Raw genomic sequence first — 15,439 nt, 5'->3', positions numbered from 1 at the left:
GGAGCCGAGAGCATTCTACGAACTGCTGGAATGCACAACGGATGGCTTCTTGAGGGCCTCAAAGCCAACAATAATGTCCATCAGTTCGTTGGTTATTTCGTCCTGCCGTACCAATCGGAACTGACCGCCCACCTCCTCAAGCCGGTCATCAACTGCCTGCTCCGCCTGTTGCATCAGGGCCAGGCGGGCCGCGTTCTCCGTAACCATCGCTTCGGCCGACGCGCGGAAAACGCTGGCAAATATGTGGTTACGCAGCAGCGCCGCGAACAATGGGGCTGGCGGCATCGTGTAATCGGCAAGGGAGCGGGAGTGCCAGCCAGACGCCCCGGAATCTGACAACAACGTGGGCTCCAGCGGCAGCAACTGGCTTATTTCCGGTTCACGTTGTCCTTTGTCGGCTCGTCGGGTGAACACCAGGGTCACAGCGATCCTGTTATGCACATCGCCACCCCCGATTTCGTCCAGTCGCGTCACTATGTCGCTGGCCAGGCGTCCGATGCCATCGGCCGATGCCGGCGGCAGGAAGGTAAACTCAGGGCGGATGCCCTGATCGCCGAGCGCATCGCCCATACGCGCACCCACGCAAAGAACACGGGCGGGGCTACCGGCCTTCAATGACTCCGACCTTGCGCTTTCTGCGAGTATTTCGTTGTAGTTGCCGCACAAACCGTGATCGGAACCGAACACCACCAACAGCCGTTCGGCCTGCGCCACGTCCGGCACCGACACAGGCCCGGTTTTCGCGACAAATGCCCGCAGACCGTCCAGCACAGTCTGGTGATAGGACTCAATGGATCGGGCGGCATGCTCATAGGGCACTGCATTGATCGCAGACATGGTTTTCATGGTATGAACAATGCTGCGAATGCTGCCAAGGGTGTCCGTCCGCCTGGACAGGGTTTCAAGCGTCTGGGCCATGACGATCCTCTCCGGAAACTGCCAGGGCTGCCCTGGCCACCCGCAACAGGCTTTGCTTTTCCGCTTCCTCCAGCGAACGATTCTGTCGAATACTCTCGTCTACATCTTTCAGGGAGTCACCCACACTGTTGCGCATCCTGATCATGGTCTCGGCAACTTCGTTCTCTGAAAGACCATCGAGCAGCCCTTCCAGGGCAGCCATCAATACCAGAAGCTGCTCGACAGCCGGCATGGGATCCCGCTCGGGCTGCCGCAATGCGGTCCGGACCGCTGCCCCGCGGGTCAGACGGGCCCTGGTGTTGTCGTCCAGCCGGGTTCCGAATCGGGCAAAATCCTCCAGCTCCTCGAACTGGGACAGGGTGACACGTAGATTTCCTGCCACCTCCCGGAACGCCCGATGCTGGGCCTTGCCTCCGACCCTCGACACGGAAAGCCCGATATCCACCGCAGGGAACTGGTTTTTTCGCACCAGCCTGGGGGACAGGTAGATCTGTCCGTCGGTAATCGAAATGAGATTCGTCGGAATGTAGGCGGAGAGATTCTCCGCCTGGGTTTCGACAACGGGCAAGGCGGTAATGGAACCACCCCCGGCTTCTGGTGTGAACTGTCCGGCCCGCTCGAGCAGCCGGGCATGTACGTAGAATATATCCCCGGGAAAAGCCTCCCTCCCCGGCGGGCGTCGCAGCAACAGGGAGAGCTCGCGATAGGAGCGGGCGTGGTGAGTCAGGTCGTCGAAAACCACCAGCACGTCACGCCCCTGGTCCGCAAAGTATTCGGCCATAGTCATCGCGGCATAGGGCGCAACGTAGGCTAACCCTGGGGCATCCTCATCACCGGCTGCAACCACGACGGTGTTTGCGAGCTGGCCACTTTTGCGCAGGGTTTCGATAACACGGGCAACCGCGTCTCCGCGCTGGCCGATGGCGCAATAAATACTCACGACATCCGAGCGGGCCTGGTTAAGAATCGTATCGATCGCAATGGACGTTTTCCCTGTCTGGCGGTCCCCAATGATGAGCTCCCGCTGCCCCAATCCGATAGGGACCGCGCCATCGATGACCTTGATGCCCGTGGCCAGGGGCCGGTTGACCGGCGCCCGGCTGAGTATACCCGGTGCGCTGGCCTCCACCGGCCGCTCAGCGGTCGACGCGACACTCCCGTTGCCGTCCCGCGGGCCCCCGGTGGCATCGAGAATGCGGCCAAGCAGGCCATTGCCGACCGGCACACTGAATACCTTGTGGGTTCGCCAGACATCCTCCCCAGCCGTTATCCGATCGGACGGTCCCAGCAGAATCACGCCCAGCCGGTCCGGTTCCAGATCCAGCACCACGCCGCGCACGCCTGAAGCGAACACCAGCAGCTCGTCCGCCAGGGCCCGGGCCAGGCCAGCGACAACTGCAATACCATCACCAACTTCGGCCACGGTTCCTACTTCGGTCAGTGCCGGGGATGGCGCCGGAACGTCCAGCAAGGCATCCAGAAAGTCTTCGGCCGGGGTCAACGCGGGTCTCTCAGCCATGGTTCTGCACCCAGCCCGTGCCACCCGACGCCAATCGCTCAGAGAGCATCCCCGTCAGCTCGTCGGTGTAACTGTCGACTGTCCAGGCCATCTGGACACTGCCGATCCGCAGGATCATCCCCGGAGCCTGACGCGGATCCACCGAAAACTTCAGATCAAGGCCCGGGGCCATGCCGGCCAATGCGTCCCGAATGGTTTCCTGAGTGCTGTCCGGGAGCGATTTGTGAGTGGTCGCGACAGCCTGTTCCGCGTTGGCACCTGCGGAGACCAGTTCGTGGGCCAGGGGCTTCAGCTTGCTGATGACATGCAGGCCAATCCGTTCTTCCAGGTCTTCATCCGCCAGATCGTGCAGGGCCCGACGCACAAGCTGATAGAGCGTTTCGGCGCTGGCACAGTGCAGCTCACTGATAAACCGGTCCCGCTCGGCCTCCAGATGGGCCTGCCACTCCTGCTTTTCCCGTTCAAGGCTCTCCCGTGTGGCTGCAAGCAGGGCATCTTTCTCCTTTTCTGCCTGCTCGCGAATCCGCTCGGCCTGCTCGGAGTTGTCGACCAACAATGCCTGTTTCTGTTGGACAAAGGCAGCCTCTGCTGCGGCCGCTTTTTTTCGCGCGACCTCGGCTTCACCCATCCGAGTCGCGATTTCGGTTTCACGGGCATCGATACCGTTCAGGATGGGCTTGTACAGAAAACGTTTGAGCAGCCATACCAGCACCAGGAAATTACCGATCTGGGCAAGCACCGTGATCCAGTCAATGGACATGATTCAACCTGCCGCCGACTGGGCAGCCTGCAGCGCCTGATCCCAGAACGGATTGGCAAACAGGACAATCATCGCCACGACAAAACAGTAGATGGCCGTGGACTCGATCATGGCCAGGCTCACGAACAGGGTCCGCGACAGGGTAGAGGCGGAATCCGGCTGCTGCGCGATGGCAGAAAGCGCCGCAGCGGCAGCCCGCCCCTCCCCAAGCGCCGGGCCCAGAGCACCAAAGGACACAGTCAGCCCGGCGGTCAGGATGGACACCATGGCAATGAGTGCGAGATCTGTCATTTATCTTTCTCCTTCTTCAAAGGCTTTGTCGCTGTCGCCGATGAGATATAAACCGTCGCCAGGATGGCGAATATATAGGCCTGAATCAGGCCCGTGAGCAGTCCGAGCATGTCCATCACCACAGGGAAAAAGAACGGCGCCACACCCAACAGGATGCCGGCGATCACCGCACCGCTCATAACGTTGCCGTATAGCCGGATGGCCAGGGATATGCCGCGCGAGAATTCGCTGATGATATTAAACGGCAGCATCACCACGGAGGGTTCTATATAGGTCTTCAGATAACCGCCAATGCCTTGCCGGGTAATGCCGAACAGTGGCACCGCAATCAGCACCGACAGCGCCAGCGCTGCGGTGGTCGACAGCGAGGCCGTCGGTGGTGTGAAGCCCGGCACAACGAGCAGAAGGTTTGAAAAGGCGATGAACAAAAACAGGGTTCCGGAGAAGTAGAGCACATGTCGAGAGGCCCGCGGGGAGATGTCCTCGATCTGGCTCTGGATGGCCGTCACAATGACTTCCAGGGTCGTGCGCCAGCGGTTCGGAGGCACATCCGGGCGCAGATTTCGGGTAATCAGAATGGACGTGACGGTCAGCAGGATCATAACGATCCAGGTGAAGCCGATTGTCTCGCTGATATCCAGGCCCCAGATTGTGAAGAGCGTTGCTTCATCGGGCGTCAGTTCCATCAGACTTTCTCCGGATGCGGTGTTCGCGCAAGAAGAGTGGCCAGGTAACGCACCACGAAAAACGCGGCACCGTAGCCCACGAACGCCCAGACCTCGGTCGCCCCCGCTGTAACCAGCCACCCGACGCTCAACAGCAGTGCAATTCGGACTGCGGCACTGGGCAAAAGCACCGCCACTGGCCGTGATGCGCCCAGGGCAAAACGCACACTCGCTGCGAGGCCCGCAAAATAAACAAAACTCACGACGAGGCCGGCCCCGAAGCCCCAAAGCACACCCTGCCAATCAATCATCATGACCATCCTCCTCTTCCCTGCTTTCTCTTCCGATCCACGCCCAGGCGATGAAACCGCCCAGAGTGACGCCACCCAGAATCAGCGCAAGCACCCATGGGAAATCCTGGGGCATGGTGCGATCCAGCCAAAGCCCGAGAAACGCGCCGCCAACAGTCGGGACAGCGATCGACCAGCCGATCATCCCGAAGGCACCCAGACCGCGCAGCGGGCTTGCCCCGGGGTTTTCCCGGGCTTTCTTCAGGCGCCGGGCCCGGCGCCCGATCTCATCTTCCGGCGTTCTCCGCTTCTGAGTCATGGCATGGGCCGCTGCAGGTCTGCGAACCGCCTGACCATGCCAGCCTCCAGCCTGGACAGAGCTGACCGGGCCACCCGTTCGTCTTCATCCACCTCAATGAAGTTCTTGCGGACACTCTCCTGCAGGGTCGCCAGATCCGTGCCCGGAGCGCCGCGCCGGATCGCAACATCCACCTTGTGCCCCTGTTTCACAAGAATGCCCTCGTCGATACCGAAGATTTGCTCATGGCCGTCCTCCAGGGTCAGAATCAGCACCGACGGCACCAACGAGGTGACAAAATCGATGTGATTGGGCAGCATTCCGAAGGCCCCATTTTCGGCCACCGCGAACAGCTTGCGGGCCCTGCCCTCAAAGAGCATTCGGGTCGGCAGCCGGATAGTGACGTCCATTGCTTCAGCCAGCGTCATGCGACCACCTCTGGCAAAGCGCCAATCATGTAGTACTCACTCTCATCCCGATCGAATTCGGTCTGCTCCAGAATCGCTTCACAACCATCGAGGGTCTCGGCAATGGTCACCCGCTTGCCTTCGGCACCGGTAAACGCGGCGGTGGTAAAAAACGGCTGGGTCAGGAAGCGCTCCAGCCGTCGGGCACGGGCTACGGTGGTTCGGTCAGCCGCCGAGAGTTCCTCGATGCCCAGCATGGCAATGATGTCCCGCAACTCTTCGTACTCGGCCAGGGTTCTTCGCACCGCCCGCGCAATGTCGTAATGCCGTTGGCCGACCACCGACGGTGTGAGCATGACCGATGAAGACGCCAGGGGATCAATCGCCGGGTAAAGCCCCTCACTGGCCCGTTTGCGGGACAGCACCACAGAGCCGGACAAGTGCGAGAAGATATGGGCGGCGGCAGGGTCCGTGAAGTCGTCCGCTGGCACATACACCGCCTGAACCGAGGTAATCGCGGCACTGTGGGTGGAGGTGATTCGTTCCTCCAGCTCGGCCAACTCGGTCGCCAGGGTGGGCTGATAGCCAACCCTGGAAGGCATACGCCCGAGCAGCCCGGAGACTTCCGAGCCCGCCTGGACAAAGCGGAAAATATTGTCGATCAGCAAAAGCACATCCCGATGCTGTTCATCGCGGAAATATTCCGCCATGGTCAGAGCGGTCTTGCCGATCAGGAACCGGACCCCTGGAACCTCGTTCATCTGGCCGAACAGCATGACGGTGTTCTCGAGCACGCCAGCCTCACCCATTTCCCGATAAAGCTCCTCCGCTTCCCTGGAACGCTCACCAATGCCGCAAAACAGGCTGACGCCCTTGTGCTGCTGAACGGTGTTGTTGATCAGTTCGGTAATCAGCACCGTCTTGCCGACACCGGCACCCCCGAACAGACCGGTTTTGCCGCCACGCTCTATAGGCGATAACAGATCAATGGCCTTGATGCCGGTTTCGAGGATCTGGCTACGAACCACGCGATCTTCCAGCAGGGGTGGGAGCTGATGAATCGCGCGGCGCTCGCTGGTAGCCGGCACAGGCTGATTGTCGACCGGCGCACCAAACACATTCAGCATCCTTCCGAGAATGGCATCACCCACCGGCACCGTGATCGGTGAGCCGGTTGCCCGAACCGGCATCCCCAGGCCGAGCCCCTTTACCGGCGCCAGTGCCATGCAGCGGACCACACCCCGGTCTTCAAGCGCGGCCACCTCAAGCGCAATCTTGCCGGCATAGAGAAGCTCGCGTATCTGGGGTACCGGCTCCGGAAACCTGACGCTCACCACACCACCACGGATGGCCACCACGGTACCTTTACCGGCATCCTGCAAGGTATCCAGAGACTCGTTGTGGCTCATGACAAATGCCTTTTATTTGGCCGACACTCGAGTGCCCGCCGATCCCTCAAGTATAGCCACGGCATCCTGGAGGCGCCCGATGCCGCTGATCCCGCCAGCCTGGGCAAAATCGCAGGCGGCCTGCAGTTTCGGACCCATGGAGCCGGCAGGCATCTCCAGGGCCCGTGCCTCTGACACTGTCAATTCCGAAAGCGCCGTCGACCGGTCGGTCCCGAAATCCCGGTAGACCGCCTCAACATCCGTTAGCAGGAGCAACGCGTCCGCACCCAGTTGCCTGGCCAACAAGGCACTGGCGGCATCCTTGTCGATGACCGCCTCAATGCCGACCATGCTGCCGTCGTCCCTGCGCAGCACCGGTATTCCGCCACCCCCGGCACACACCACAACCACGCCCTGGTCGAGCAGCAACTTCAGTACGCGCATGTCCGGTATTTCCAGGGGCTTAGGAGAAGGCACCACCCGGCGCCATTTGTCGCCGTCCGGCGCAATGCTCCAGCCCGCAGCGGCTGCCCGGCGCTCTCCTTCTTCACGGTCATAGACCGGGCCCACAAACTTGGTCGGCTTTTCAAAAGCCGGGTCTCTGGGATCCACCACGACCTGGGTCAGCAAGGTTGCGACAGGCCGGTCATGTCCCAGGGCGTTCTCCAGCTCCTGTTCGATCATGTAGCCGATCATGCCCTCGGTTTCCGCTCCCAGGACATCCAGCGGGTAAGCCTCATCCGGTTTGTAGGAGGCGCCCTGTAAAGCCAGCAGCCCCACCTGGGGCCCGTTGCCATGGGTAACCACCAGGTTGTGGCCGGCCCGGACAACCGCGGCCAGCGATCGGGCCGCAATCTGCACATTGTTGCGCTGAACCTCTGCAGTCAGCGGCTCCCCGCGTTTCAGAAGGGCATTCCCCCCCAACGCTGCCACAACCAGCATGTCAGCCTCCCAGGGTCGCCACGAGGACGGCCTTGATGGTGTGCATGCGGTTCTCGGCCTGATCGAAAACAATCGAAGCGGGGCTTTCGAAAACCTCTTCAGTCACCTCCATGGCGTCAATGCCATAGGTCTCCTGAATCTCCTTGCCCACCACTGTTTCGGTGTTGTGAAAGGCCGGCAGACAGTGCATGAAACGCGCCCGCGGATTGCCGGTCTTGGCCATCAGGGCCGCATTCACCTGGTAAGGCATCAGCAGTTTGATCCGTTCGGCCCATTTTTCCTTTGGCTCGCCCATCGAGACCCAGACATCGGTATAGACGAAATCGACTCCCGCAACGGCGGCGTCAACATCCTCCGTGATGGTGATGCGGGCTCCGGTTTCAGCCGCCAGCGCCTGGGCCTCTTCCTGAACGGCCTGGCCAGGCCAGCAGGCTTTTGGTGCGCACAAGCGCACGTCCATGCCCATCTTGGCGCCACCAATCAGCAGGCTGTCGCCCATGTTGTTGGCGGCATCGCCAATGAACACATAGGCCACATCCCGCAACGGCTTTTCCACATGCTCCTGCATGGTCAGGAAATCCGCCAGTATCTGGGTGGGGTGAAATTCATTGGTGAGCCCGTTGTAGACCGGCACGCCGGCGTACTGTGCCAGCTCATCCACAACCGATTGTCCGAACCCCCGATACTCAATGGCATCGTAAACCCGGCCAAGAACCCGGGCGGTGTCCTTAACCGATTCCTTATGGCCAATGTGGGTTCCGGTCGGCCCCAGGTAGGTTACCCGCGCCCCCTGGTCGAAGGCAGCAACTTCAAACCCGACCCGGGTCCGCGTGGAATTCTTCTCGAAGATCAGGGCGATGTCCTTGCCTTCGAGCTTGGGCACTTCTGTGCCCGCGTACTTGGCCGTCTTCAGATCCGCAGACAGCTTCAGCAAAAAAGCGATTTCCCTGGGGCTGAAATCCCGCAGGGTAAGGAAGTGTCGGTTCTTGAGATTGAATGCCATAGCGTTTCTCCCTGGCTGTCAGATAGCGTCCCGGATGGTCGGGCAACTCATGCACCGACCGCCGCCCCGGCCACGGCCCAGCTCGGCGCCGGGTATGGCCAGAACTTCGATGCCCGCCGCCGAAAGCGCCGCGTTGGTATCGTCGTTGCGGTCGTAACCGACAACAACACCCGGGCTCAGGGCCAGCACATTGTTGCCGTCGTTCCACTGCTCCCGCTCGCGCTCTTCCGGCGTGTCACCGCCGGTTGGCACGACCTCCAGGGCCGGGTAACCGAGAATCTCCGCGACCACCTCAAACAGATGCCGCGAGTCCTGATTGAACGCCAGTGTTTTTGCTCCCTCACCGGGGCGCAGGTCGTAGCAGATCACGGCATCCGCCACTTCCTTGAAGGCCGTGACCACGTTGCCACCACAGAAGGTAAACACGGTGTCCAGGTGCATGGCCGACCGGGTTTTGGGCAGTTGACAGGCGATTACCCGATCCACCATTCCGCCATCAAAGAGTGCTTTTGACAGTTGCCCGATGGCCTGGGGAGAGGATCGCTCGCCCATGCCTACCAGAACCGTTCTGTTCCCCAGTGGCATGATGTCCCCACCCTCCAGGGTTGCCAGTCCATGATCTTCCAGAGGATCGCCCCAGTGCACGTTCACCTTGCCGGCGAATTTCGGGTGGAATCGGTAGATAGCGGCCATCAGCAGGGTCTCAGGCTTGCGGGCAACCCAATACATCGGGTTGAGAGTAACCCCGCCATACACCCAGGCGCTGTTATCCCGGGTGAACAGGAAGTTGGGCAGCGGCGGCAGCACGAATCCGAAACGCCCGAGGTGGTTGCCAAACAGACCGACGGGATCGAATGGCAGATCCCCCACCTCCAGACCACCAATAAGGAATTCGGCGAGTGCCTTTTCGGGCAGTTCATCCATCCAGGCCCGCAGGTCCGACACCATGCCCACGCCAATGTGGTTCCAGTTGATCCGATGATCGAGAATCCAGGCCCGGCCCTCGGGAATGGCCAGCGTTTCCGCCAGCAACTCGTTGACATCCAGCACCTCCACGCCCCGACCACGCATCACGCTGGCAAACACGTCATGATCTTTCTGGGCCTGCTTGACCCAGAACACATCATCGAACAACAGGGCATCGCAGTTGGACGGCGTCAACCGCCGGTGCGCCAGCCCCGGCCGGCAGATGATGACCTGGCGCAGAGTCCCGGTCTCAGAGTGCACTCCAAGTGTTTGTTCAGACATGACAAAACTCCTTTTGTCGCAGGGTTACAGCGGGGGTCACAAAAGTGTGCCGACGCTGATAACCACAGTGATAAACACGGTCAGAATGAGCAGTAAGGGCCAGATAAAGGCCAGCCAGCGATCGTAGGAGACCCGCCCGATGGCAAGGCCGCCAACCACCACCGCGAAGGTGGGATTGATCAGGTTCACCAGGCCGTTGGCAGACTGGTAGGCAGTTACCACCAGATCCCGCCCGACGTTGGCAAAATCCGCCAGCGGCGCGAGGATCGGCATGGACAGGACGGCCAGGCCAGAGGACGACGGCACGAAGAAACTCATGCCCACCTCGATCCAGAACATCAGGTTGATAAAGGCCAGTTCCGGCAGGCCACCCAGCGAGGTTTCGGCGCTGTGCAGGATGGTATCGGCGATCATGCCCTGTTCCATGATCACCACAATGCCGCGGGCCAGGCCGACCACCAGCGCAACCCCGAGGAGATCCCGGGCACCATCGACAAAACTGCCGGTCAGTTTCTTCTCGCCCAGCCGTGCGATGATGCCGATCACAATGGCGGCACCAAAGAACAGAGAGCCCATCCGGGCCATCCACCAGCCCTGGGATGACACACCCCAGATCATCACGGCAAAGGTCAGGGCAAAGATAACCAGTGCAATAATCTGGATGGTTGTCAGGGTGGCGCTGTGAATCTCCTGGTCACCTCCCTGCAGAAACAGTTTCTTGTGCGCTGCCCATTGCTTTGCCACCACCGAGCGCGAGGGGTCGGTTTTTACGCGATGGGCATATCGCATAACGTAGCCGATACAGATCAACAGGCCGCCGATCAGCAGAATGAAACGCAGCACGATGCCGTCGGTGAACGGTATTCCAGCAGCATTGGCTGCAATCACCGTGGCGAACGGGTTGATGGTTGAGCCCAACACGCCGATCCCGGCTCCGATCAGGATGATGGCAACGCCTGTAACGGCGTCGTAGCCGGCCGCAAGTATCACGGGAATCAGAATGGCGTAAAAAGCCAGGGTCTCCTCTGCCATCCCGTAGGTGGTGCCACCGATGGCGAAGAGCACCATCAGTATCGGAATCATCCAGATCTCATGGCCTTTCAGATGCCGCATCGCGCTGCGAATGCCGGTATCAATAGCTCCGGTCGCATTCATCACACCGAGGAAACCACCCAGGAACAGAATAAACATGGCGACATCGATGGCATTGGCAACGTAACTGTCGGGGTCGTAGAACCCGGCTGTGGGTGCCATCAGGACATCAACGAACCCCTGGGGATTCGGATCAACGGTCTGGTAGGTGCCCGGAACTGCCACTTCCCGACCAACCTCTTCATTCATGGCGCGCTCATACTGCCCGGCCGGAATCAGCCAGGTCAGCGCGGCCACCAGAATAATCAGGCCGAAAAGAATGGTGTAGGCGGTGGGGAATCGGGAAGCAAGGTCGGTTTCAGGGTTTTCTGGCAATTTTTCGTCTTCAGTCACGATGCGTCTCCTTTCGTGAATCGCATTGTGCAGACAGGTTCCTTCCGGGAACCTCAAGAAGCCAAACACAGCCTCAGCGGCTGATGGCCACTGGTTCAGATCTGCATGAGGCCAGCATAGTGCAGCCCGCCGCTTCCTGAATTGAGATAGCGCAATTTTTAATCAACCATAAAAAAGCCCCGGGTGGAGGAGTTGGTTCCACTCGGGGCAAGAATGTCACCCGCCGGCTATGAGAAGCGGGTAACCGCCATGCAAGGTCTTACCACCTGGCTGTCAGTGCGGCACGCAGGGTCCTGCCAGGCTCATTAACTCTTACGGCTTCGGGGTTGAATGGATCAGTATTGGCCCTGCTAACATGGGGCGCCCAGGTATTGTCGAACAGGTTATCCAATGCCCAGCTGATGCTCAGATAGTCGGCGAGCGGGTGGCTCCCGGACAGGTTCAGCACGCCGTAGCCTGGCGAGGTGCCGGGATCCTGGCCGGATTCCAGGTCCACCCGGTCCTGTCGGCGGGCCAGCACCCACTCCAGTTCAATGCCATGGCCCATGTGCTGCCAGCCAAGGGTCTGAATAAACTGCACCGGCGGAATCTGCGGCAGGGGTTTGTTTTCGTCACGGTTTTCACCTCGTACCGAGGCCAGACTGCTGTTAGTGCTCCAGGTGCCGTTGCTCCACCCAAGCTGAGCCTCAACACCCATCAGCCGCGCATCGATATTGCGGTAGACGCTGACCTGATCCACATTGCGAGTGCGCAGGACGAAGTCATCCACCTGATCCACCCACACGGCCGGGCGCCAGTGCCAGCCGTTGCTCTGGCCAGGCATCGCCACTTCCACCTTGCGATGCGTCTCAGGGTCGAGAGAAGGGTTGCCTACCCAGCGTCTTGCCGGATCCATGTTGTTCCAGCTGGCAATGTAGCGTTCAGTCACGCCCGGGCTGCGGACGCTATGGCTTGCCGTAACCACCAGCGACTGGATGGGAGAAAACCGCCAATCGCTGCTTACAAAGCCACTGAAGTTGTCATCGGTCGCATCGGTGTTGGTAGTGCCGTAGATCGCCTCGTAGGCATCGGCGGCAGACATGGCCATCATGCCACTACCAAACACCTTGTCGGCGGCCCCAGCGGACATTTCCACGCGATCGTAGCGCACGCCACCACCCAGTTTTAACGCCGGGGTTACCCGGTAGAAACGCTCAGCGAAGAGGCCGAAACGGTCTCGATCCACGTCGGGCCAGAGTACCGACGTCAGCATATCCAGATTCGCGCCGCCAAACCGTTCGGCGTGCCAGTTATTGGTCTCGACATCCGCACCAATGGCCCAGTCTGTTCTGGCATCCGGACTCTGATCCAGGGTCAGACGGAGGCCCCGGGTTTCGGTCTCGGAATCGGTCAGCATTTTCATCATGGACTCACGGAGACTGAAATTATCCATGATGTGATCAACATCGGCCTGCCAGGCCAGCAGGTTCCAGTTGCCGTTGGCCACGGGCGAGCCCAGCTCCAGTCGCATGATGTCGGTATCGGTTTTCGGCGCATCCATGCCGGAGCCGGCGTATTTCACGTCCCGCTCCTCCTGACGGCTTACCAGGCCTTTGATATAAAACCCGTTATCCGCCTTCCACGCGGCATCGAGGCGGGCCTCAGAGTTCTTGTAGGCGCTGCGCACTTCGTTGCCATCGCCGTCCTCGTAATCGTCCGCCTCGTCGTAACCGCCTGCGAGCCGAAGCCAGGCACTGTCACTCCCCACTGCAGCACTGCCATTGACCAGCTTGCCATTGCCGTTGTCCGCGCCGCCCACCGTCAAATGACCTGTGGTGGCGGAATCATCGAAGACAGGCGCTGCTGTGGTGGCAATAATCTGGCCACCGGTGATCGGGCCCCAGCGAAGGGTCTGGTTACTGGTGCGCACCTCGAGCAAGGGCGCCAGTGCAGAACTCAGGCGACTGGTTGGGGGATCCATGCGATTCGGGCAGGCCCCTTCAACGCGAATACCGTCCAGAAGCACATCCACCCGCTCCTGGCTTTGACCACGAATCACCGGTTCCAGGCCGCGACCTCCCATTCGGGAGAGCGACACTGAGGGATCAGAGGACAAACGTTCAACGGGCTCTGAAGCCAACGTACTTGAGGCCTCTTCTATGCTCTGCCCCTCAGTAACATGAATGACCGGCAAGTCGGGAGAACTCTCCTGGGCCAACACTCCGGCGGGCAAGGAAACCAATCCCGCAGCACACAATCCGATGAAACGCGTTCCAATTACCGTCGCCATACAACCTCATCCTGACCAGCTCTGATAGTTGGCGCCAATCATAAACATCAGCCGGCGCCGGCGCCTGAGACCAAATGCCGCATCCCCTCGGAGGTATTACCGCGTATCCCGATGGAAAAAACGCTAGAATGCCCGCTATGGAATGGCTGACCCACTCACAGACCGGATTTCAACAGACTGCCCGCTATCTGCTGGGCATGCGTCTGGCTATTGTTGCGCTGCAGCTTATTTCGATCGCCGTGGCGGAAACCATGGTAACCCTGGCCCATCGGGCTGAAGCGGTTATCCTGCCCCTCGCCTATGGGGTTATGGCAACCCTGGCCTGGCTCTGGTTTACCCGTCGCCCACCGCGCTCGACACAGGCCGTCAGCCTGGTGCTGATTGTCGATTTGCTTTTGATCGGAGTCTGGCTTTACCTGACGGGCGGCTATACCAACCCCCTGGTTTCCCTGTTGCTGCTGCCTATCGCCGTTGCCATTGTGCTGGTGCCACTGGGCCAGAGCATTGCCGTTACCGTCGCCGGCGTTGCGGTTTATACCTCCCTGGTGATCTGGCATACGCCGGTCACCCATGGACATCACAACGCCAACCTGGCCCAGTTACACCTGGTCGGCATGTGGGTGACCTTCGCCACAACCGCTGCCATCCTGCTGCTGGTTGTCGGTGCCCTGGCACGTCGCCTGCGCCAGCAACAGGCCCAGCTCGCACAGATACGGGAAACCCGGCTGCGAGATGAGCAGATCATCGCCCTCGGACTGTCGGCTGCTGCAGTGGCACATCGCCTGGGGACGCCGCTGAACACCATGACGCTGCTGGTGGAGGAAATGAAATCCGCTGCCCCGGTCGGCGACCCCATCGCCGACGACCTCACACTGATGGAAAGTCAACTGGGCCTGTGCACGACCCACCTGCAACAGCTGTCTTCGGCGGCCGTGCAGGCCAAGACCGCGCAACTGGAAACCCTGCCAGCCCGGGACTGGGTGGCACGTCTTCGGGAATCCGCTACCCTGCTTTGGCCGGGTGCCGCCATTGAATGGCGTCAGCCTGTGCCGGACTGCCCGGTTGCCGTGGACGCCACCCTTGATCAGGCCGTTCTGAATGTGTTGGCCAACGCAGTAACAGCCAGCCCGTCCTGGGTCGCCGTTGCAGCCAGTGAGGGTGCCGATGGCCGGCTGGAACTGGTTGTCGAGGACCATGGCGATGGCCTGGAATCCACCCCGGAAGGTACGCTCGGGGACAAGGTGGTCAGTTCGGAGAATGGGCTCGGAGTTGGCCTTTTCCTTTCCAACGCCACCATCCAGCGTCTTGGAGGCACACTGAAAGCCCGGGGTAGTGCGGACGGTACCACCATCATCATAGAGCTGCCGATAACGACAGCGACCAACGGCCTAGCGGGAGAACAGGCGTGAGCAAACAACAGGCGTGGCTGCTTATTGATGACGATGACGCCTTTCTGCAGGTGCTTCAGCGCTCACTCGGACGCCAGGGCATCGAAGCGAAGCTTGCCCACGGGCATCAGGAAGCAAAAACCGCCCTGCTGGAGGGAACCTTTCACCGGTGCGTACTGGATCTGAACCTGGCAGGCGAAAGCGGCCTGCAGCTTCTGCCAGAGATTCTGGACATGCATCCGGATCTGGAAATCCTGGTGCTGACCGGTTACGGCAGTATCGCCACGGCGGTCGAAGCCATGCGCCGCGGCGCGGTGAACTATCTGTGCAAACCGGTAACGGTCAACCAGCTGCTGGCCGGATTCGAGCCGATTGATGCACCGCCGGATCTCCGGGCGGAGCCGCCCTCGGTCGAGGAAATGGAGTGGGAGCACATCCAGCGGGTTCTCAACGAAAACGAGGGCAACGTCTCTGCCACCGCCCGCGCCCTGAACATGCATCGACGTACCCTGCAACGAAAGCTCCAGAAGCACTCGCGCTGGCGTTGACCGGTACCCATAGGTATTTG

General features: G+C 60.6%; 16 protein-coding genes. 2 read left to right on the top strand and 14 right to left on the bottom strand.

The window, feature by feature from the left end; translation table 11 throughout:
* Nucleotides 1-15: 15 nt before the first annotated feature.
* The 14 genes from HP15_RS19730 to HP15_RS19665 form a co-directional block, all read right to left on the bottom strand.
* Entirely contained in the window at nucleotides 16-918 is a 903-nt protein-coding gene (locus tag HP15_RS19730) for a F0F1 ATP synthase subunit gamma (RefSeq protein ID WP_014579113.1), read from the bottom strand.
* Nucleotides 902-2,437 carry a F0F1 ATP synthase subunit alpha gene (locus tag HP15_RS19725; RefSeq protein WP_049784506.1) on the bottom strand — a complete coding sequence of 512 codons (1,536 nt, stop codon included), beginning with the start codon at nucleotides 2,435-2,437 and terminating at the stop codon, nucleotides 902-904. The genes HP15_RS19730 and HP15_RS19725 overlap by 17 nt, the downstream gene beginning before the upstream one ends.
* A complete protein-coding gene (locus HP15_RS19720) occupies nucleotides 2,430-3,197 on the bottom strand; it encodes a F0F1 ATP synthase subunit B family protein (RefSeq protein WP_014579111.1) in 768 nt (255 codons plus the stop codon). Before HP15_RS19720 ends, HP15_RS19725 begins: the two co-directional genes overlap by 8 nt.
* A gap of 3 nt (nucleotides 3,198-3,200) precedes the next feature.
* Nucleotides 3,201-3,488 carry a F0F1 ATP synthase subunit C gene (locus tag HP15_RS19715; protein ID WP_014579110.1) on the bottom strand — a complete coding sequence of 96 codons (288 nt, stop codon included), beginning with the start codon at nucleotides 3,486-3,488 and terminating at the stop codon, nucleotides 3,201-3,203.
* Nucleotides 3,485-4,174: a F0F1 ATP synthase subunit A gene (locus tag HP15_RS19710; protein ID WP_014579109.1), complete on the bottom strand. Its 690-nt coding sequence runs from the start codon at nucleotides 4,172-4,174 to the stop codon at nucleotides 3,485-3,487. Before HP15_RS19710 ends, HP15_RS19715 begins: the two co-directional genes overlap by 4 nt.
* Nucleotides 4,174-4,467: a hypothetical protein gene (locus HP15_RS19705; protein ID WP_041645938.1), complete on the bottom strand. Its 294-nt coding sequence runs from the start codon at nucleotides 4,465-4,467 to the stop codon at nucleotides 4,174-4,176. The genes HP15_RS19710 and HP15_RS19705 overlap by 1 nt, the downstream gene beginning before the upstream one ends.
* Nucleotides 4,457-4,762 (bottom strand): AtpZ/AtpI family protein, encoded by a 306-nt coding sequence (locus HP15_RS19700; protein ID WP_014579107.1) that lies wholly within the window; start codon nucleotides 4,760-4,762, stop codon nucleotides 4,457-4,459. The genes HP15_RS19705 and HP15_RS19700 overlap by 11 nt, the downstream gene beginning before the upstream one ends.
* Nucleotides 4,759-5,169 carry an ATPase gene (locus HP15_RS19695; protein ID WP_014579106.1) on the bottom strand — a complete coding sequence of 137 codons (411 nt, stop codon included), beginning with the start codon at nucleotides 5,167-5,169 and terminating at the stop codon, nucleotides 4,759-4,761. The genes HP15_RS19700 and HP15_RS19695 overlap by 4 nt, the downstream gene beginning before the upstream one ends.
* Nucleotides 5,166-6,557, bottom strand: a complete 1,392-nt coding sequence (gene atpD / locus HP15_RS19690) for a F0F1 ATP synthase subunit beta (RefSeq protein WP_014579105.1) — start codon at nucleotides 6,555-6,557, stop codon at nucleotides 5,166-5,168. Before atpD ends, HP15_RS19695 begins: the two co-directional genes overlap by 4 nt.
* 12 nt (nucleotides 6,558-6,569) lie before the next feature.
* The gene (gene arcC / locus HP15_RS19685; protein WP_014579104.1) at nucleotides 6,570-7,478 is read right to left on the bottom strand and encodes a carbamate kinase; all 909 of its coding nucleotides are present in this window, start codon (nucleotides 7,476-7,478) and stop codon (nucleotides 6,570-6,572) included.
* A gap of 1 nt (nucleotide 7,479) precedes the next feature.
* Nucleotides 7,480-8,481 carry an ornithine carbamoyltransferase gene (locus HP15_RS19680; RefSeq protein WP_014579103.1) on the bottom strand — a complete coding sequence of 334 codons (1,002 nt, stop codon included), beginning with the start codon at nucleotides 8,479-8,481 and terminating at the stop codon, nucleotides 7,480-7,482.
* An 18-nt stretch (nucleotides 8,482-8,499) separates the two neighbouring features.
* Nucleotides 8,500-9,729 (bottom strand): arginine deiminase, encoded by a 1,230-nt coding sequence (locus HP15_RS19675; RefSeq protein WP_014579102.1) that lies wholly within the window; start codon nucleotides 9,727-9,729, stop codon nucleotides 8,500-8,502.
* Nucleotides 9,730-9,765: 36 nt separating this feature from the next.
* A complete protein-coding gene (locus HP15_RS19670) occupies nucleotides 9,766-11,214 on the bottom strand; it encodes a YfcC family protein (RefSeq protein WP_041645936.1) in 1,449 nt (482 codons plus the stop codon).
* A 259-nt stretch (nucleotides 11,215-11,473) separates the two neighbouring features.
* Nucleotides 11,474-13,483, bottom strand: a complete 2,010-nt coding sequence (locus HP15_RS19665) for a TonB-dependent receptor domain-containing protein (protein ID WP_227499674.1) — start codon at nucleotides 13,481-13,483, stop codon at nucleotides 11,474-11,476.
* Between the two features lie 137 nt (nucleotides 13,484-13,620).
* On the opposite strand from HP15_RS19665, the gene HP15_RS19660 reads away from it, so the two are divergent.
* The gene (locus tag HP15_RS19660) at nucleotides 13,621-14,892 is read left to right on the top strand and encodes a sensor histidine kinase (protein ID WP_014579098.1); all 1,272 of its coding nucleotides are present in this window, start codon (nucleotides 13,621-13,623) and stop codon (nucleotides 14,890-14,892) included.
* The gene (locus HP15_RS19655) at nucleotides 14,889-15,419 is read left to right on the top strand and encodes a response regulator transcription factor (protein ID WP_014579097.1); all 531 of its coding nucleotides are present in this window, start codon (nucleotides 14,889-14,891) and stop codon (nucleotides 15,417-15,419) included. The genes HP15_RS19660 and HP15_RS19655 overlap by 4 nt, the downstream gene beginning before the upstream one ends.
* The last annotated feature ends 20 nt before the right edge of the window (nucleotides 15,420-15,439 follow it).

This window comes from Marinobacter adhaerens HP15 (assembly GCF_000166295.1).
GTDB classification, from domain to species: domain Bacteria; phylum Pseudomonadota; class Gammaproteobacteria; order Pseudomonadales; family Oleiphilaceae; genus Marinobacter; species Marinobacter adhaerens.
This window is presented reverse-complemented; position numbering and strand designations above follow the sequence as displayed.